21 protein-coding genes and 1 pseudogene are annotated in these 18,370 nt (G+C 67.8%); 3 read left to right on the top strand and 19 right to left on the bottom strand.

Annotation, left to right across the window (positions count from 1 at the left end; all coding sequences use genetic code 11):
• From DM816_RS29520 to DM816_RS29460, 13 genes are all read right to left on the bottom strand, one after another.
• Window positions 1-471, bottom strand: a 471-nt coding sequence (locus DM816_RS29520; RefSeq protein ID WP_162907958.1) for a M23 family metallopeptidase, incomplete at its 3' end; no start/stop codon positions are given.
• A gap of 81 nt (window positions 472-552) precedes the next feature.
• Entirely contained in the window at window positions 553-870 is a 318-nt protein-coding gene (locus tag DM816_RS29515) for a DUF2469 domain-containing protein (RefSeq protein WP_117213657.1), read from the bottom strand.
• Window positions 867-1,589 (bottom strand): ribonuclease HII, encoded by a 723-nt coding sequence (locus DM816_RS29510; protein ID WP_117213656.1) that lies wholly within the window; start codon window positions 1,587-1,589, stop codon window positions 867-869. The genes DM816_RS29515 and DM816_RS29510 overlap by 4 nt, the downstream gene beginning before the upstream one ends.
• Window positions 1,583-2,041, bottom strand: a complete 459-nt coding sequence (locus tag DM816_RS29505) for an NUDIX hydrolase (RefSeq protein ID WP_117213655.1) — start codon at window positions 2,039-2,041, stop codon at window positions 1,583-1,585. The genes DM816_RS29510 and DM816_RS29505 overlap by 7 nt, the downstream gene beginning before the upstream one ends.
• Before the next feature lie 19 nt (window positions 2,042-2,060).
• Window positions 2,061-2,696, bottom strand: coding sequence for a signal peptidase I (gene lepB, locus DM816_RS29500; protein ID WP_117213654.1), 636 nt, complete (start codon window positions 2,694-2,696; stop codon window positions 2,061-2,063).
• Entirely contained in the window at window positions 2,689-3,528 is an 840-nt protein-coding gene (gene lepB / locus DM816_RS29495; RefSeq protein WP_117213653.1) for a signal peptidase I, read from the bottom strand. Before lepB (DM816_RS29495) ends, lepB (DM816_RS29500) begins: the two co-directional genes overlap by 8 nt.
• A 320-nt stretch (window positions 3,529-3,848) precedes the next feature.
• On the bottom strand, window positions 3,849-4,220 hold the full coding sequence (gene rplS, locus DM816_RS29490) for a 50S ribosomal protein L19 (protein ID WP_117213652.1): 372 nt from the start codon (window positions 4,218-4,220) through the stop codon (window positions 3,849-3,851).
• Window positions 4,221-4,310: 90 nt separating this feature from the next.
• Window positions 4,311-5,057: a tRNA (guanosine(37)-N1)-methyltransferase TrmD gene (trmD, locus tag DM816_RS29485; protein WP_117213660.1), complete on the bottom strand. Its 747-nt coding sequence runs from the start codon at window positions 5,055-5,057 to the stop codon at window positions 4,311-4,313.
• Window positions 5,058-5,059: 2 nt separating this feature from the next.
• A complete protein-coding gene (gene rimM, locus DM816_RS29480; protein WP_170318888.1) occupies window positions 5,060-5,557 on the bottom strand; it encodes a ribosome maturation factor RimM in 498 nt (165 codons plus the stop codon).
• Window positions 5,558-5,563: 6 nt separating this feature from the next.
• On the bottom strand, window positions 5,564-5,830 hold the full coding sequence (locus tag DM816_RS29475) for an RNA-binding protein (RefSeq protein WP_117213650.1): 267 nt from the start codon (window positions 5,828-5,830) through the stop codon (window positions 5,564-5,566).
• Window positions 5,799-6,269 carry a 30S ribosomal protein S16 gene (gene rpsP, locus DM816_RS29470; RefSeq protein ID WP_117213649.1) on the bottom strand — a complete coding sequence of 157 codons (471 nt, stop codon included), beginning with the start codon at window positions 6,267-6,269 and terminating at the stop codon, window positions 5,799-5,801. The genes DM816_RS29475 and rpsP overlap by 32 nt, the downstream gene beginning before the upstream one ends.
• Window positions 6,270-6,421: 152 nt before the next feature.
• On the bottom strand, window positions 6,422-7,822 hold the full coding sequence (proS, locus tag DM816_RS29465; RefSeq protein ID WP_117213648.1) for a proline--tRNA ligase: 1,401 nt from the start codon (window positions 7,820-7,822) through the stop codon (window positions 6,422-6,424).
• A 218-nt stretch (window positions 7,823-8,040) separates the two neighbouring features.
• On the bottom strand, window positions 8,041-9,111 hold the full coding sequence (locus tag DM816_RS29460) for an amidohydrolase family protein (protein WP_117213647.1): 1,071 nt from the start codon (window positions 9,109-9,111) through the stop codon (window positions 8,041-8,043).
• A 64-nt stretch (window positions 9,112-9,175) separates the two neighbouring features.
• On the opposite strand from DM816_RS29460, the gene DM816_RS29455 reads away from it, so the two are divergent.
• A complete protein-coding gene (locus DM816_RS29455; RefSeq protein WP_117213646.1) occupies window positions 9,176-9,670 on the top strand; it encodes a DUF7737 domain-containing protein in 495 nt (164 codons plus the stop codon).
• Between the two features lie 197 nt (window positions 9,671-9,867).
• On the opposite strand, the gene ffh is transcribed toward DM816_RS29455, so the two are convergent.
• Genes ffh through DM816_RS29435 form a run of 4 tightly spaced genes read right to left on the bottom strand, consistent with a single transcriptional unit; the run spans window position 9,868 to window position 15,243 of the window.
• Window positions 9,868-11,382 (bottom strand): signal recognition particle protein, encoded by a 1,515-nt coding sequence (gene ffh, locus DM816_RS29450; protein ID WP_117213659.1) that lies wholly within the window; start codon window positions 11,380-11,382, stop codon window positions 9,868-9,870.
• A 10-nt stretch (window positions 11,383-11,392) separates the two neighbouring features.
• Window positions 11,393-13,546, bottom strand: coding sequence for a [protein-PII] uridylyltransferase (locus DM816_RS29445; RefSeq protein ID WP_246002403.1), 2,154 nt, complete (start codon window positions 13,544-13,546; stop codon window positions 11,393-11,395).
• A gap of 4 nt (window positions 13,547-13,550) precedes the next feature.
• Entirely contained in the window at window positions 13,551-13,889 is a 339-nt protein-coding gene (locus DM816_RS29440; RefSeq protein ID WP_063825157.1) for a P-II family nitrogen regulator, read from the bottom strand.
• Window positions 13,890-13,914: 25 nt separating this feature from the next.
• Window positions 13,915-15,243 carry an ammonium transporter gene (locus DM816_RS29435; RefSeq protein ID WP_425455287.1) on the bottom strand — a complete coding sequence of 443 codons (1,329 nt, stop codon included), beginning with the start codon at window positions 15,241-15,243 and terminating at the stop codon, window positions 13,915-13,917.
• Between the two features lie 232 nt (window positions 15,244-15,475).
• Here DM816_RS29435 and DM816_RS44740 point away from each other — a divergent pair.
• Both DM816_RS44740 and DM816_RS44735 read left to right on the top strand, forming a co-directional pair.
• Window positions 15,476-16,279 (top strand): annotated as a pseudogene (locus DM816_RS44740) (S8 family peptidase); the annotation flags it as partial.
• A 350-nt stretch (window positions 16,280-16,629) separates the two neighbouring features.
• Complete coding sequence (locus tag DM816_RS44735; protein ID WP_246002405.1) at window positions 16,630-16,755, top strand: proprotein convertase P-domain-containing protein; 126 nt, start codon at window positions 16,630-16,632, stop codon at window positions 16,753-16,755.
• 46 nt (window positions 16,756-16,801) lie between these two features.
• Here DM816_RS44735 and DM816_RS29425 read toward each other — a convergent pair whose 3' ends face one another.
• Entirely contained in the window at window positions 16,802-17,590 is a 789-nt protein-coding gene (locus tag DM816_RS29425) for a phosphotransferase enzyme family protein (protein WP_117213644.1), read from the bottom strand.
• A partial coding sequence (gene ftsY, locus DM816_RS29420; RefSeq protein WP_117213643.1) for a signal recognition particle-docking protein FtsY occupies window positions 17,587-18,370 on the bottom strand: 784 nt, incomplete at its 5' end. The genes DM816_RS29425 and ftsY, both read right to left, overlap by 4 nt.

Here is an 18,370-nt window from a genome sequence, read left to right as displayed (position 1 = left end):
GGTGGGAAGGAGGCGGACGCGGGTGGAGGTGAGGAGGGCGAGCGGGTCGAGGTAGTTGTCGCCGTGCTTGAGGCCCCAGTGGAGGGCGTTGTTGTGGCCGGGCAGGAGACGGCCGATGGGGTCGCCGGTGGCGACGCGGTCGCCGACGGCGACGAGGGGATGGACGGGCTCGTAGGTGGTGCGGGTGCCGTTGGGGTGGGCGATGCTGATCAGCGAGCGGGTGGCGAGGAAGCCCGCGAAGACCACGTCACCCGAGCCGGCGGCGTGAACGGTGGTGGACTCGCGGGCGGCCAGGTCGACGCCGCGGTGGCCGGGCAACCAGGGCTGCGGCGGGGGGTCGAACGGGCGGACGACCGGGGCACCCGGGATGGGCGACTGCCAGGACGAGCCGGGCGCGAGGAGGCGCGGCGCGGGCGTGGTGGTGGGTGGAAGCAGCAGGGCAAGGAGACCGGCGAGGGCGGCGATTCGCATGGGAAGCAGCTTGGTCGCCCGCGGGTGTGGCGGCACCCGGTACCAGATGAAGATTGTGGATAAACCCGGGGTTGTGGATAGCTAGAAGCCAGCCTCGGTGGGCAGGGAGATGTCTGGTTTTTCGAGCTCCTCGACATTGACATCTTTGAACGTCATGACGCGCACGTTCTTGACGAAACGCGCTGGACGATACATGTCCCACACCCAGGCGTCATGCATCTCCACCTCGAAGTAGACCTCGCCGTCCGAGTTGCGCACATGCAAGTCGACCTGGTTGGCAAGGTAGAACCGGCGCTCCGTTTCCACCACATAGGAGAACTGGCGCACGATATCGCGGTACTCCCGATAGAGCTGCAGCTCCATGTCGGTTTCGTACTTCTCGAGATCCTCAGCGCTCATTCCAGCTCGTCCTCCTGCGCCCCGAACGATGGCGGGTCAATCTCAGAAACCGTACCGCGCCCGCCCCCGTCACGCGCGGTTAGCCACGTCGCCGCCACATTCTTGTATGAATGTCGATGAATAGGACTCGGCCCGTGCTCCTTCAGCGCGGCCGCGTGCTCCGGCGTGCTGTAACCCTTGTGCTCGGCGAACCCGTACTGAGGGTAAACCGCGTCCAGCTCGGTCATGATCCGATCCCGGGTAACCTTCGCCACCACGCTCGCCGCCGCCACGCAAGCCGCGACCTGATCCCCCTTCCAGATCGCGAGCCCCGGCACCCCGACCCCGTCGACTGGGAACCCATCCGTCAACACATATGCCGGCCCGGGCGTCAACTGGGCCAAAGCCCGCCGCATCGCCTGCACATTGCCCACATGCAGCCCGCGCGCGTCAATCTGCGCCGGCGAGATGATCACCACCGACCAGGTGAGCGCGCACGCCACCACTTCCTCGTAGATCCGCTCCCGCGCCTTCTCGGTGAGCAGCTTCGAATCCGTGAGGCCCTCGATCTCGCCCCGCTCCGGTAGCACCGCCGCGGCCGCGACCAACGGACCGGCGCAAGCCCCGCGCCCCGCCTCATCGGCCCCCGCGACCACGGCGAACCCCCGCCTGCGCAGGGCCCGCTCAAGCGCGTAAAGCCCACCCTCACGACGGACGACTGGCCGGGTCGGAGTCAACAAGCCGGGATCCCCAATCTCTTCAACAGCTCAACGAGGTCGCGTGGAAAGTAGAGCTCCTCGGTGCGCAGCAGCTCGGGCACCGTCCACCATCGGTGACCGACGAGGTCAACCACCTCGGCCTCATCGATCCCGGACATGTCGACCTCCCACGCGGGCACGCGCACCAGAAAGAACTCCTGTTCCTGCCGGTACTGCACGCCAGCGTAGGAGAAGCAGGCGATCTCCGAGTGCACAGGCTCACCCAACCCGGCCGGTGAAATCCTCAGCCCGGTCTCTTCGAGCAGCTCACGGGCCGCCCCCTCGGCCGGGGTCTCGCCCGGATCGAGCCCGCCGCCCGGGGTGAACCAGTACGGCTGTCCGGGCTCGGCCGGGTCGCCGCCGAGGAACAGCAGCACTCGATCTCGCGCGTCCACCAGGACGACACGGGCGGCGCGCCGGGCTGTGGGCTCCACACCCCAGAGCCTATTAGGCTCAGCCCGCTCCCGCGGGGGCCGGGACGCTCTCGAAGGTGTCGGGCACGGACAGCCAGGTGGCCCGCCCGAACGGCCAGAACAGCACGAACGCCCGCCCGATGACGGCCTCCTCCGCGATGGTCGCCTGTTGGATGTCGCCGTTGCTGCCCATGTAATTCTGCAACGAGTCGCCCGACGATTGTCGATGATCACCCATCACCCACAGCCGACCCTGCGGCACCTCCACATCGAACTCGTGCACCGACGGCTTGTTGCCGGGGTAGATGTAGGGCTCGTCGAGCGGGTGCCCGTTGATCTGGATGCGCCCCTGCGGGTCGCAGCACACGATCCGGTCGCCGGAGATGCCGATGACCCGCTTGATGTAGTCCTCGTGCTCGGGCTTGTTGCGCCAAGACTCGGGGGCCTCGAAGACGATGATTTCCCCCCGCCCGGGTGACCTGAAGTCATAGACCAGTTTGTTGACGAGCACACGATCATCCAGATCCAGCGTATGCTCCATTGACCCGGACGGGATGAAGAAGGTCTGGACGACGAACTGCCTGACCAGGAACGCCACCAGAATGGCGACACCCAACAGGATCGGCAGTTCCTTCCAGAACGAACCCTTGCTGCTCTTGGTCTGCTCGTCAATCACGCACGGAGCTTACGTGGCGAACCTGAGAACGCCGATCACCGGGCGTGTGTCTTTTCGCGCGCCGGGTGACTGATCGCACCATGATCACAGCGGCCGCGGCGCCGACGCCGTCGAACACGTCCTGCTGGGCCAGCGATCCCCAGCGAGAGAAGGGCGTCGCGATCACCATGGCCTTGCCGATGACATTTTCGATGGGTACCTGACCCTGGCACCGCGAGTCCTGCGACACCCGTCGATGGTCGCCGAGCACGAACAGCATCCCAGGGTCCACTTTGACCGGTGTGAAATCGCGCACACTGCACGACTTGGCGGTCGGCTGTCCGCGCACGGAATCCCTCGTCACATAGGGCTCCGCGACCGGTACACCATTAACATAGATGCGCCCTTCACTGTCGCAACAGGACACCTCGTCGCCCGGAACCCCGATGACGCGCTTGATGTAGTCCTTCTCCCCCGGCTGGGAGATGCCCACCAGGTCACCGACCGTGCGCCCCAGCTTGGAGAAGAACCCGGCGTCGGGGTCGACCCGGTTTTCGACCGCCGTCCAGCTCTCCGGGCCCTTGAACACGATGACCTCGCCGCGCTCCGGCGCGCGGAACTCATAGATCACCTTGTTGACGAGCACCCGGTCGCCCACCGCCAGCGTGTCCTCCATCGACCCGGACGGGATGTAAAACGCCTGCATCAGAAACGTCCGGATCAGAACCGCCAGGCAGAACGCCACCACCAGCAACAGGGGAAGCTCCTGCCACAGGGGCATCCCCTTGCGCTTCCTGGGCCGCCGCTCCCGCCTCGGCCACTGCTCCCCGCTGAAGGTGTCATTGGTCGGCATGAGTGCCACTGTGTCCGCCCCATGTGTGAGTGTGAGAGAGTCCCGTGAATGAATGAGGTCGGCGGACAGCGTAGAACGCGGCACAAAAAATGGGCACCCGTCGGGTGCCCATTTTTTGAATACGGGTTGGTACGCGGTGCACTGCCGCTGCTTTCCCGCCGCGATCTTGAAGGCGCTCCGGCGATTCCGGCCCGGATATGTCGGCCTTCGGCCGCCACACCGCGACCCGGAAAAGCCGGTCTTTGCTTCAAGCTCGCAAGGAAAGGCAGCGGCTAACGGGCGGGACCGCGCGCGACTTGCCTTAGCAGAAGCAAGGATTGTTACGCCTCGGCCGGAGTGGCGACCTTGGTGTCGCGCAGCTCCTTGATCTTCGCCTTCTTGCCGCGCAGATCGCGGAGGTAGTAGAGCTTGGCCCGGCGCACGTCACCGCGGGTCACGACCTCGATCCGGTCGATCGCGGGGCTGTTGACCGGGTAGGTGCGCTCGACGCCGACGCCGAAGCTGAGCTTGCGGACCGTGAAGGTCTCGCGCAGCCCCGCGCCCTGGCGGCGGATCACCACGCCCTGGAAGATCTGGATCCGGGACCGGTTTCCCTCGACGACCCGGGCGTGCACCTTCACGGTGTCGCCGGCACGGAACCTGGGGACGTCGACCCGGATGGAGGCGGCGTCGACAACGTCCAGCGTGTTCATAATTCTCGTCCTTTTGACGGGTGTGGGCATTACTGACTCAGCGCCGAGCTGAAGACTGAGTCCTCGTCAGGGGAGGCCCTGACGGCAACCTCACCACTCTGCCACACCCTCACCCGGGACCGGTAACCCGGCCTCCCGCAGTAGAGCAATGTCACGTTTGTCCAGGGTCGCCGGGTCAAGTGCGGCCAGCAGGTCGGGCCGCCGGGCGGCGGTGCGCAGCAGCGACTGGTCCCGCCGCCAGCGCGCGATCTTGCCGTGGTGGCCGGACACCAGCACGTCTGGGACGGTGTGCCCGCGCCATTCGAAGGGCTTCGTGTACATGGGGGCTTCGAGCAGCCCGTGGGCGTGCGACTCGTCGGCCAGCGAATCGGCGTTGCCCAGCACGCCCGGCAGCAGGCGCGTGATCGCCTCCAGCATCACGAGCACCGCCACCTCGCCGCCGAAGAGCACGTAGTCGCCGAGCGAGACTTCCAGCCCGCCGAACTCCTCCACCACGCGCTGATCGATGCCCTCGTAACGCCCGCAGGCGAACGTCAGATGTGCTTCCGCCGCAAGCGAATGCGCCATCTTCTGGGTGAACGGGACCCCCGCCGGCGACGGCACGATCAGCGTGCCGCCCAACTGGTCGAGAGCGTCTCCCCAAGGCCCGGGGCGCATGACCATCCCGGGACCCCCGCCATAGGGCGTGTCATCGACGGTCCGGTGCACGTCGTGGGTCCAGTCGCGCAGGTCGTGCACGTTGATCGAAAGTACGCCGGACGAGCGCGCCTTGCCGATGAGCGAGAGGTCCAGCGGGGCGAAGTATTCCGGGAAGACCGAGACGATATCGACCCGCATCATCACAATTCCAACAACCCGCCGGGCGGATCGATGACCACCTTCTGCGCGGGGAGATCCACCGTGGGCACGATCGATCGCACAAACGGTACGTAATGGATCTTGCCGGCCTCGTTCCGTACCAACAAAAGATCTGAAGCAGGAGCATGCTCGACGCGGGCCACCCGGCCGACCAGCTCGCCCCCCACGGTGATGACCGTCAATCCCACCAGCTGGTGATCGTGGAATTCGTCCGGGTCGGACGGCGGCTCGATGGCCTCGGAGTCCACCTCGAGTTCGAGGCCCCGCGCGGCCTCGGCGGCATCGCGATCGGGAATCTCCGCGAACGTGACGATCAAGCGACCCAGATGCGGGCGCGCGGAAGTCACGGTAAGTCGTGAGGGGCCGGCGACAACCACCGACCCCTCGCGAAAGCGCAGTTCAGGCTCGTCCGTGCGCACCTCGACGATGACCTCGCCGCGGATGCCGTGCGGGCGGACGATCTGACCGACGGTAAGCAGCATGGTCTAGAACGAGTCGACGATGTCGACGCGAATGCCCTTGCCCCCCACCGAGCCGATCACCTGGCGCAGTGCCCGAGCCGTGCGCCCGCCGCGGCCGATGACCGTGCCCAGGTCTTCGGGATGCACCCGGACCTCCAGCCGGGCGCCACGGCGGTTGTCGATGAGACGCACCCGGACATCGTCCGGGTGGTCCACGATGCCCTTGACCAGATGCTCCAGCGCCGGTCGAAGCGCGCTGTCAGCCCTGCTGCTCGTCGCTTGCTGGCGCAACGACAGTCTCCTCTGCGGGGACCTCGGCCTTGGCTTCGGTCTTCTTCTCAGCCTTTTCGGCCTTCTTGGTTGCCGGCTTGGACGGCGCCTCCAGGCCCGCCGCAGCCTGCGCGGCGGCCTCGTAGACGGCCGTGCGGTCGGCCTTGGCCGGGGCCACCTTCAGCGGCTCGCTCGGCGCGGGCAGACCCTTGAACTTCTGCCAGTCGCCGGTCTTGGAGAGGATGGCGATCACCGGCTCGCTCGCCTGCGCGCCGACGCCCAGCCAGTACTGCACCCGGTCGGACTTGACCTCGATGCGCGAGGGCTCCTCCTTGGGGTGATAGATGCCGATGAACTCGATCGCCTTGCCGTCGCGCTTGGTGCGCGAGTCGGCGACGACGATCCTGTATTGCGGGTTGCGGATCTTGCCCATCCGCAGAAGCCGGATACGAACGGCCACTGTCTTTTCGCTCCTGTTGCGATTGAGTTGAGCATCCCTCGCGTCCGCGTGGGGTTGCGAGGCGATGGGACGCTCTGGACACAGTAAACGCCCGAAGTTAGAGGGCAGCGGACGTTAACCGAATACCAATCGGCAATTATGCCAGATGCGCCCTAGTACGACCTTGCCAGGATGGCGGTGAGCTCCGGCTCATCCTGCGAGGCGGGCGCCGACCCGTCCGGGCGGTAGAGGCAGCGCACCGAAACCGCCTTCTCATTGGCCTTGGCCTCGCCCTCCACGCCGACCGCCGCCCACGGGACCCGGGCCCATCCCCGGATCGCCGCCTCGATCGCCTCGTCGAGCGTCTTGACGTCGACCGTGCCGGCCTCACGCCGGGCCAGCGCCTCGTCGTAGAGCGCCTTCTGGTCGGCCTCGAGCGCGGCCGTCATCGCGCCGACCGCCTCGCCCAGCGGGACCGGGGTTTTGGATCCGTCGATGCGGCGGACGAGCGTGACGTTGCCCGCGGCGATGTCGCGCGGGCCGACCTCGACCCGCACCGGGACGCCCTTGAGCTCGGCGTCGACCGCGCGCCGGCCGAACGGCACATCCACCCGCTCGTCCAGCTTGACCCGCACACCGGCGGCCGCGAGATCGTCCACCAGCGCCCGCGCCTGCGTCTGCACACCGTCCTTGACCACCGTCACCAGGACCTGGGTGGGCGCGAGCAGCGGCGGCAGGCGCAGCCCGTTGTCGTCGCCGTGGCACATGATCAGACCGCCGAGCATGCGCGTCGATGTGCCCCAGGAGGTGGTCCAGGCCAGTTCGCGCGAGCCGTCCTGGGCCGAGTAGTAGATGTCGAAGGCGCGGGCGAAGTTTTGGCCGAGCTCGTGCGACGTGCCCATCTGCAGGGCCTTGCCGTCGCCGGTCATCGCTTCGAGGGTGTAGGTGCTTGTCGCGCCCGCGAAGCGCTCGCGATCGGTCTTGCGGCCGACGACGACCGGGATCGCGAGGAGGTCACGCATGTGCCGCTCATAGGCTTCGTGATGGATTTTCAATGTGTACGCCTTGGCGTCCTCGAAGGTCGCATGCGCGGTGTGCCCCTCCTGCCACAGGAACTCACTCGTGCGCAGGAACACCCGCGGGCGCATTTCCCACCGCACGACGTTGGCCCACTGGTTGAGCAGCAGCGGCAGGTCACGATAGGAGTCGATCCATTTGGCCATGAACTCGCCGATGACCGTCTCGGACGTGGGCCGCACGACCACCGGCTCGGCCAGCTGCTTGCCGCCGCCGTGGGTGACCACCGCGAGCTCGGGCGAGAAGCCCTCCACATGCTCGGCCTCGCGCTTGAGGTAGCTCTCCGGGATGAACAGGGGGAAGTAGGCGTTCTCCGCGCCGCACGCCTTGATCCGCGCGTCCATGTCGGCCTGCATGCGTTCCCAGATCGCATATGCCGTCGGTCGGATGACCATGGTGCCGCGCACCGGGCCGTTGTCGGCCAGCTCGGCCTTGGCGATCAAGTCTTGGTACCAGCGGGGAAAGTCCTCCGCACGGGGAGTGAGCACGCGAGCCATGACCGCAAATCCTACAGACCCGGTCACGCGTGTCTTATGCATGGCTAGATTGCATAGGCCGCGGACGCCTCGCCTCGGTCGCAGCCGGGCCGGCGGTCGGCATCCGGGTCCGCGTGGCCTCCCCTCGCGCCCGCCGGGCCCGCTGCTCCCGCCGCCCCACATGATCCGCCGCCGCGCCCGTCGGCGGGTTCTCAAACGGCTCGCCCTCGCCGGCTTCGTCATCGCCCTGGTGTTATGGGCCTACCTCGCAAGATGATCAGCTTCGGGCGGTGCAACACGCGGAGATCATCTCTAGGGTCGGCGTCATAGACCGTGAAGTCGGCGCCGGTCGTGAAGCCGAGCCAGTCGCGGGCCTTCCACGACCCGGCCGCCAGCACGTCCATGATTGACATCCCGGCGGCGTGCAGGCGCAGCATCTCCTGTGCGGCCTGACCGTGCGCGACGCCACCGCCCGCATCGGATCCCACGTAGACCGGGACCCCCGCCTCATAGGCGGCCTTCACGATGGTGGGGAAGGTCCGCTTCAGTTGCCGCATGTGCTTGGCGTATAAGGGAAATTTCCCGGCCGCCCGGTCGGCGATCCTATCGAATGTTTCGATATTTATCATGGTTGGTACGAGAGCCGTCCCGCGCTGCGCCATCAACTCCACGATTTCGAGCGACAGCCCGGTGCCGTGTTCGACACAGTCGATGCCCGCCCGCACCAGCGTGGCCACGCTGGACTCCTCGAAGCAGTGCGCGGTGATCCGCGCTCCCGCCCCATGCGCGGCGCGGACGGCCGTTCTTAGGGTGCCTTCGTCCCACGCGGGCGCGAGATCACCCCGCTCGCGATCGATCCAGTCGCCGACCAGCTTCACCCAGCCGTTGCCCCGCTTGGCCTGCCGCTTGACCTCCGCCTCGACCTCGCTGGCCGCAACCTCCACGCCGATCTCGGGCAGATATCGCCGCACCGGCGCGACATGCTGCCCGGCACGGGCCAGCCGCGGCAGCTCCGGATCGTCGTCCAGCTCCGGATAGGGGAAAGGCGAGCCAGCGTCCCGGATGGCCAGCACCCCCGCGTCGCGATCGATCAGCGCGAGCTCCCGGGCCTGCTCGATGCCTGTCACAGGCGCACCGCCGGGCGCGATCCCGATGTGGCAGTGCGCATCGACCAGCCCCGGCAGGATGAACCCACCGCTCACAATGGTCTGCGCACCCGGCACGGGCTCCGTCGTGACTTCGTCGCCCACCAGCCACAGGTCGCGGGTTTCGTCGTCGGGAAGCAGCACTCCCCGCACATGCAACGCCACCCCCGCAGACTAGCCGTGTCCAGCGAGACGGTGAATTGTCGGTGGCCGGTGCCATCATGCCCGCGTGACCGAGTTCTGGACCGACCTGATCCCACCACTCACCGTGGAGGAGACCGCACGGGTCGAATATGGGCTGGCCGCCGTGGGCGTGACCTCGATCGCTGCTGATCCACAGTGGACAGACCGGGGCGAGGAGCGGTTCCACGACTACTGGCAGCGGACCGGCTTCGGTGACCTTCTGCCGTCGGCCGAGGTGCGCCGCGACGCCCTGGCCCGGCTGCTGCCCCGCACCAAGATCGCCGGCCGGGTGAGCCTCACCGACAGGTTCGTCGTGGTGCGCGGGGCCTTGCGGACATACAAAATCCATCTCGGCTCGGGCAACATCCTCATGGAGCCCAACGACGCCTATCTGTGCATAGTCGCCGCCCGCGACCGGAGCGGCTCGGTGCATCTGCCGTTCGCTGAAGACGCGATGCTTTCGCTGATCCTGTCCAAGGCATTCCTGCTCGCCGACGACCAAAAGATCACTGACGAGACGATCCTGCGTCAGCTCCGGTGACGGCCGTCCCCAAGCCGGCCGCACGAGGATTTCGGCCAGGCCCCTGTGGGTGCCCCGGCAGGCACGGCGCGGGAACCGGCACTCGCGACCGAGATGCCTCGATGTGGACGGTTCGTCATGGAGGAGAGCTTGATTCCAGCGTGATCATCGGCTCGATGGCCAGCGTCGGACCGCGGCCGCCAGGCTCCTGGCGGACCTCACCTGTCGTCGTCTTTCTTCCGCGTGAGCTTGCCGAAGTCGAGCTTCGGTGCCTTGAAGGCGCCCGGGTCGAACCCCTGCGGCGGCGCCTGCGGCAGTTGCGGCACGCCGCCGCCCGCGAACGGGCGCGGGCCGCCGGAGCCGCCCTTGGTGCCCTTGCGCTTGTTCTTCGGGGACTTCGTGGCCTTGCGCCGCGCGCCGGGCAGGCCCATCATGCCGCCCATCTGCTTCATCATCTTCTGCGCCTGGCCGAACCAGTTGAGCAGCTGGTTGACGTCCATGACGGTGACGCCGGAGCCGCGGGCGATGCGGGCCCGGCGCGAGCCGTTGATGATTTTGGGCGTCGTGCGCTCGGCCGGGGTCATGGACCGGATGATGGCCGTGACCTTGTCGAAGTGCTTGTCGTCGATCTGGGAGAGCTGGTCCTTCATCTGCGACATGCCGGGCATCATGCCGAGCACGTTGGCGATCGGGCCCATCCGGCGGACGGCGACCAGCTGGTCGAGGAAGTCCTCCAGGGTGAACTGCTCGCCGCCGAGCAGCTTCTGGGCCATCTTCTCCTTCTGATCGGCGTCGAACGCGGCCTCGGCCTGCTCGATCAGCGTGAGCACGTCGCCCATGCCCAGGATGCGGCTGGCCATCCGGTCCGGGTGGAACACGTCGAAGTCTTCGAGCTTTTCACCCGTGGACGCGAACAGGATGGGCTCGCCCGTGACCTCGCGCACGGACAGCGCAGCGCCACCGCGCGCATCACCGTCGAGTTTGGACAGCACGACGCCCGTGATGCCCACGCCGTCGCGGAACGCCTCGGCCGTGGCCACGGCGTCCTGGCCGACCATCGCGTCGATCACGAAGATGATCTCGTCGGGGGAGACCGCGTCGCGAATGTTGGCCGCCTGGGCCATCATCTCGGCGTCGATGCCGAGCCGGCCCGCCGTGTCGATGATCACGATGTCGCGCATCTGCCGCTTGGCGTGGTCGATCGACTCCTTCGCGACCGCGACCGGGTCGCCGACCCCGTTGCCGGGCTCCGGCGCGAACACCTCGACGCCGGCCCGCTGGCCGAGCACCTGAAGCTGGTTGACCGCGTTGGGCCGCTGCAGGTCGGCGGCCACGAGCAGCGGTTGGTTGCCCTGGCCCCGCAGCCACTTGGCCAGCTTGCCCGCCAGCGTCGTCTTGCCGGAACCCTGCAGACCGGCCAGCATGATCACCGTGGGCGGGGTCTTGGCGAAGTTGAGCCGGCGCGCCTCGCCACCGAGGACCCCGATCAGCTCCTCGTGCACGATCTTGATGACCTGCTGCGCCGGGTTGAGCGCCTGCGACACCTCGACGCCCCGCGCCCGCTCCTTCAAGCGGTGGATGAACGCCTTGACCACGGGCAGCGCGACGTCGGCCTCCAGCAGCGCGAGCCTTATCTCGCGCGCCGTGGCGTCGATGTCGGCGTCGGAGAGGCGCCCCTTGCCACGGAGCTTGGTGAAAATGCCGGACAGCCGGTCGCTCAAGGTGTCGAACACAGGCACAAGGTTAGCTGGCCGCGCTCAGCACGGCCGTCTCGACCGCTTCCGGGTCGAAAGATCCCGTGAGATAGAACGCATCGACCGCGTCCGCGCCCAGAGTCGAGACCCGCGCCGCGCGCACCCCGACGCCCAGCCGTGACAGCGCCGAGGTCACGCGGTACAGCAGCCCCGGAGCATCGGACGCCCGCAGCTCCAGCAGATCGGGCTCGATCCAGATCACCTTGGGCGGCTGCTTGCGTGACGGGCTCGACAGCCCGAACCTCGCCGGCAGGACGAACTGGTCCAGCGCCACCCGCCTCAGGTCGGCGGCCACGCGCTCGCGATCCAGGGGCGCACCGAAGCGCGACGAAACCGCGCACTCGATGATGGCCCGCTCCCCTAACGTCACGCTGTTGACGGCGGCTATTTCCAATTTGTGGGTACCCAGACAGCCCGCAACGGCCGCGAGCAACCCCACCCGGTCGGGAGCCGCGATCGCCACCCAATCGTCGGCCACCTGGATCACGGGCATCGCCCCGGCCGCGAGCGCGGGCGACGGGTCCGCCTTGAACGCGAAGTGGTCGCCACCGAGCAGCGAGAGCACCCGCAACACGAGCGTGTCGATGAGCCGGCCCTTCCACGACGACCACGCCGCCGGGCCGGTCGCCGCCGCGTCGGCGCGCGCGAGCATGTGCAGGATTTCGAGCGTGGTGACGTCCTTCACCCGATCGGCGACATCCGCGATCACGGCCGGGTCGTCGAGGTCCCGCCGGGTCGCGATGTCGGGCAGGAGCAGATGGTGCAGCACCACGTCCTCGATGATCCGCACATCGTCGTCGGGTAGCCCGATGTCACGCGCGATCGACGCCGCAATCGGCGCGCCGACCACACTGTGGTCGCCGGGCAGGCCCTTGCCGATGTCGTGCAGCAGCGCACCGAGCACGAGCAGATCGGGCCGCGCCACCTCCCGCGCCCAGCGGGACGCGTTGGCGGCCGCCTGCACCAGGTGTCTGTCCAATGTGTACTGGTGCACCGGATGGTGCTGCGGCGTGCCGCGCACCCGCGTCCACTGCGGCAGCCACTGCCCCGTCAGGCCGAACCGGTCGCACGCCTCCCACGTCGGCACGAGCCCGGGCCCGGCGCCCAACAGCGCGAGGAAGGCCTGCCGGGCGGGGGCCGGCCACGGTACCTCCAAATGGGTCTCAAATCTTTTCAGCCACTCAAGCGTCGCGCGGGCGATCGGCATCTGCGCCTGAGCCGCGGCCGCAGCGACGCGAAGCGATAGCGATGGATCCGGGCGGGGCCCGATCGCCGTGCGCGCCAAGACAATTTCGCCATCGAGGGAGACCACGTCGCGCGCCACGGGACGCCGCACGTGCGTGGCGACCCCGCCCCGCAACCGCGACCGCCACCGCTGCACGGCTCGCCAGCAGTCCGCCAGCGTCCACGCCACGGTCCTCGCGTCCAAACCGATCCGGCGCAGCAGAACGTCCCCATCGGACAGTCCTAACGCGAGCGCCACCGCTTCACGCTCCTGCGCCCGCAGGCGATCCGAGCGCCGCCCGACCGCCAGATGCAACGCGTCGCGCACATCGAGCAGCCTCGATGCAGCCGCCCTGACCGGCGGCGGAAGCGCGTCGGCGATCCCCGCGACCCCGATCGCGCGCAGCACGCTCACGTCGCGCAGGCCGCCCGCCGCCTCCTTCAGGTCGCCTTCGAGCAGGTATGCGAGTTCGCCGTGCACCCGGTGCCGCTCCTCGCACAGCTCGCGCAGCAGCCCGAGCTGCCGCGCCGCGGTCCGCCGCCACAGGTCGATCCCCTTGCGCGCCAACTGTTCCGACAGCGCCCGGTCGCCCGCGATGTGGCGCGCGTCCAGCAGACCCATCGCCACCTTGATGTCGTCGTGCGCGGCGTCCAGCGACTCGGCGATGGTCCGGGTCGAGTGATCCAGACCAATCTTTTTATCCCATATCGGGTACCAGAGGGAGCTCGCCACCTCGTCGACCCCGGGCAGCCCCGCATGCAGGAGGATCAGGTCCAGGTCACCGTGCGGTGAGCACTCCCGCCGCCCCAGCCCGCCGACGGCGACGAGCGCCAGCCCTCGCCGGTCGGGAAGCATCCCGCCCAGCCACGCGTCGAAGGCGGCGGCCCGGTCATGCCGTGCCGCCGCCCCGATTGCCAAGCGATCAGAGAGCGTCAAGTCCGCGCTCGCCGGTCCGCACCCGGACCACCTCGGAAACCTCGGTGACCCACACCTTGCCGTCGCCGATCTTGCCAGTGCGCGCGGCGGTGACGATGGAATCAACCACCTTCTCCACGTCGAGCTCGTCGGTCACGACCTCGATCCGGATCTTGGGCAGGAACTCCACCGTGTACTCGGCTCCGCGGTACACCTCGGTGTGACCCTTCTGCCGCCCGTAACCCTGAACCTCGCTGACCGTCATCCCGGCAACGCCCATGGCGTGCAGGGCTTCCTTGACCGCATCCAATTGATACGGCTTGATCACCGCAGTTACCAACTTCATGGAAAGCCCCTCCATCCGCTCGACTCTAACCGCTGACCTTTGCCGGTGCCGTGTCTTCCTTGGACGGTGTCTCCGCCTTGGCGGTCGGGGCGATCCCGGCCATGGCGAAGGCGCCGGCACCCGTGCCGCCGCCCGAAGGCGACAGATCATAGGCGCTCTCGGCGTGCTCGGCAACGTCGATGCCGTCGATCTCGGCGGACTCGGAAGCGCGGAAGCCGATGGTCTTGTTGATAATCCACGCCAGTGCGGCGGCGATCGCGAACGAGTAGATCGACACGATGCCGCTACCCAACGCCTGCCGGCCCAGCTGCTCCACGCCGCCACCATAGAACAGGCCGTTGCTGGCGCCGAGGATGTCCGGGTTGGTGATCCACGAGTTGACCGCGTCGGTCGCGAACAGACCGATCGCGAGCGAGCCGATCCAGCCGCCGACGAAGTGCACCCCGACGACGTCCAGCGAGTCGTCGTAGCCCAGCTTGTACTTCAGGCTGACCGCGAGCGCGCAGATGGCACCGGCCACGAGACCGATCAGCGTTGCGGGCATCGGCTCGACGAAACCACAGGCGGGCGTGATGGCCACCAGACCGGCGACCGCACCGGACGACGCGCCGACCAGCGTCGGCTTGCCATCGCGGATCCACTCGATGATGATCCAGCCGAGCACCGCCGCGGCCGTGGCCACTTGCGTGTTGACGAACGCGATCGCGGTGGTCGAGTCCACGGTCAACTCGGAACCGGCGTTGAACCCGAACCAGCCGAACCACAGCAGGGCCGCACCCAGCAGCACGAACGGCACGTTGTGCGGCTTCATCTTGTCCTTGGGCCAGCCGATGCGCCTGCCCAGCACGAGCGCGAGACCCAGCGCCGCCGCACCGGCGTTGATGTGCACCGCCGTCCCACCGGCGAAGTCGAGCGCCTTGATGTCGAGGCCGATCAGGCCGCCGCCCCAGACCATGTGCGCGACGGGGAGGTACACGAGGGTGAACCAGCCGAACGCGAACACCAACCAGCCCGCGAACTTCGCCCGATCCGAGATGGCGCCGCTGATCAGTGCCGTGGTGATGATCGCGAACATCATCTGGAACGCCATGAACACATAGACCGGGATGCCGGTCGACGCCCCGCCGGCCATCCAGAACGCGGCCGGGTCGATCTTCGAACCGGCGTACTGGCTGAAGCTGCCGATGAACTGGTTGAGCGATTCGTTGTCGTTCGCGCCAAAGGCTAGTGAGAAGCCATAGAGCACCCACAACACGGAGATGAGCCCGATCGTCACGAAGCTCATCATCATCATGTTGAGCACGCTCTTTGACCGGTTCAGGCCACCATAGAAGAAGGCCAGACCTGGCGTCATTAGCAGCACGAGCGCGGACGACACGAGCAACCAGGTGGTATTCCCGGTGTCGATCGTCAACTCTTGAGCGAGCAGCACGCTGCCCTCCTTTGTTCACGAACTTTTTTCACGGACTTGTTTTGCGGAGAAGTCCAGCTGCGCTGCTGGTTTGTTGAGGGAGCAGCTTGACGCCGTCCTGTTTCACGCAGGGGTCCTGCACAGTTTCAGGCACGTCACGATCTGTTTCGTACGTGTGAACAAATCCGCACTGAGTTGCCTTGCTCCTGCTAAAGCAAGTCGCGGGGCGGGGCCACCCAGAGGGCGCCGTCTTCCCTCCCGATCTTGGGACCTCCCGCCCCAAGATCGCTCAGTCCAGCGCAATCTCCCGCTGGACCAGTCGTACACCTACCCCGACACGGCCGGGACCGGCGTGCGCATCTATGTGATCGACACCGGCATCCGCATCACGCACGCCGACTTCGGCGGGCGGGCCAGCCACGGGTTCGACTTCATCGACGGCGACGCGGTGGCCGACGACTGCAACGGGCACGGCACGCACGTGGCCGGCACAGCGGGCGGGACGGCCAACGGGGTCGCCAAGTCGGCCCGGCTCGTGGCCGTCCGCGTGCTCAACTGCGCCGGAAGCGGTACCTTCCAACAGGTTATCGATGGTGTTAACTGGGTCGCGGCGAACGCCGTCAAACCAGCGGTGGCCAACATGAGCCTCGGTGCTGCGGGCACCAACTCCGCGCTGGAGACCGCGGTCGGCAACGCCATCGCGGGCGGCGTCTCGTTCGTGCTCGCCGCCGGCAGCTCCGCGTCGGATGCGTGCAGCTTCACGCCGGCGCGCACGCCCAACGCCGTGACCGTCGGTGCGACCGACATCAGCGACGCCCGGGCATCGTTCTCCAACTTCGGTACGTGCCTGGACATTTTCGCGCCCGGGGTGAGCATCACCTCCGCGTGGATCACCAACGACACGGCCACCAACACCATCAGCGGCACATCGATGGCGTCACCGCATGTGGCGGGCGCCGCAGCGCTCGTGCGGGGCGACAACCCCGCCTTCACCCCTGCGCAGGTGACTTCCGCGCTGGTCGACAGTTCGACCCCGAGCAAGGTCGTCAAGCCGGGCACCGGCTCGCCCAACCGCTTGCTGTTCGTGGGCGCGGCCCCGCCTCCCACCTGCCTGCCGGGCACCAACGGCACCAGCGTGTCCATCCCCGACACTGACACGTGGGTGACCAGCAGCATCACCATCTCCGGCTGCACGGGCAACGCGTCGGGGACGTCGACCGTCGAGGTGCACATCCTGCACGTGAACCGTGGTGACCTGGCGATCCAGCTGCAGGCCCGGACGGGACGCTCTATCAGCTCAAGCGGCGCAGCAACGACACCGGAGACGACCTGCACGCCACCCACACGGCGAACCTCGGCAGCGAGGTCGCCAACGGCACCTGGATCGTGCGCGTCCGCGACCGCCGCGCCAATGGCATCGCCGGCACGCTCGACTCCTGGACCTTGACGGTCTAGAAGTCAGCGGCGTGCCGTTTCACCCTGCGGCACGCCGCACTCCTATCTAGCGCAGCGCGTGCTCGAACGTGTAACGCTCGTAGTCGATGAGCCGCAGATCCCGCAGCGGCCGGCGCAGATGTCCTTTTTGGACGATGCGCACGAACGCCGGCTCGCCCGCGTTGGCCAGGCGCCGGATGCCCTCGACGTGGTCCACGATGCGCTTGCGGATCGTCCTCACCAGACGGTGCCGGTCGCGCGGGATCAAGCCATAGGCATCGGCGAACAGGCGCAGTCGACGCGGGCGGTCGGGGTGGTGCCAGCCGAGCGTGATGGAATCGCGGTCGCTGAAGATGGGCACCCACGTCCAGGCGGCATAGGCCACGTCATAGATCCTGGTGCCCGGCGAAGCGAGATCAAAATCGATCATCGCGAGCGTCCCGTCCGGGCGCCAGATGACGTTGTGCGGCGCGGCGTCGTGATGGCAGATGACCTCCGCGTCGGGCGGAGGCGGCCCGAAGGAGCGCCAGACCGCGCCCGGCGGCGGCCGGAAACCCGCCTGGGCGTCGTGGAACATGCGCAGCATCGTGGCGACCGTGACCAGCGCCTCATCGGTGACCCAGTGCGGCGCCAGCGGATATTCGCCGCACTCGCCGGGCACGAACGACAGGACCTCCCGCCCGCGCTCATCCATGCCCAGCACGCGTGGCGAGCCGGTGAACCCTGCCGCCTCCAGGTGGCGCAGCAGGGCGTGCACAGTGGGCGTCCACGGGCCGGCGTTGCGCCGGACCGTTTCGCCGACCTTGACGACGGTGCTGACGTTGCCGCCGCGCAGTGGGATCTCGGTCACTGTCACTGCTCACCTAGCAGAGCATTGACGAATGCAGTCACGTCGAAGGGTGCCAGATCGTCGGGACCCTCTCCGAGACCGATCAGCTTCACCGGGATCCCGAACTCGCGCTGCACCGCGATGACGATACCGCCTTTGGCCGTTCCGTCCAATTTGGTGAGCACCACGCCGGTCACGTTGGCGACCTCCGTGAACACCTTGGCCTGCGACAACCCGTTTTGTCCGGCGGTCGCGTCGAGCACCAAGAGCGTCTCTGACACCGGGCCGTGCTTTTCCACCACCCGCTTGATCTTGCCGAGCTCGTCCATCAGCCCGACCTTGTTCTGCAGCCGCCCGGCCGTGTCGATCAATACCGTGTCCACGCCCGCGTCAATACCCTGCTTCACCGCGTCAAACGCCACGGCCGCCGGGTCGCTGCCCTCGGGCCCGCGCACGACCTGCGCCCCGACCCGCCCGGCCCACGTGGTCAACTGCTCGGCGGCGGCGGCACGGAACGTGTCGGCCGCGCCCAGGACCACGCTGTGCCCGTCGGCCACCAGCACCCGGGCAATCTTGCCGCATGTCGTGGTCTTGCCCGCCCCGTTGACCCCGACGACCAGGATCACGGCCGGCTTGCCGCTGGCCGGGTCGGCGTGCAGGGAACGATCCAGCGACGGGTCAAGCGCGTGGGTGAGCTCCTCGGCCAGCAGCGTGCGCAGCTGGTCGGGGGTGCGGGTGCCCAGCACGCGCACCTGCTCGCGCAGCCGCGCGACGATCTCGGTGGTCGCCTTGACCCCGACGTCCGCG

It is taken from the genome of Allorhizocola rhizosphaerae, from assembly GCF_003426775.1.
Taxonomy (GTDB): domain Bacteria; phylum Actinomycetota; class Actinomycetes; order Mycobacteriales; family Micromonosporaceae; genus Allorhizocola; species Allorhizocola rhizosphaerae.
This window is presented reverse-complemented; position numbering and strand designations above follow the sequence as displayed.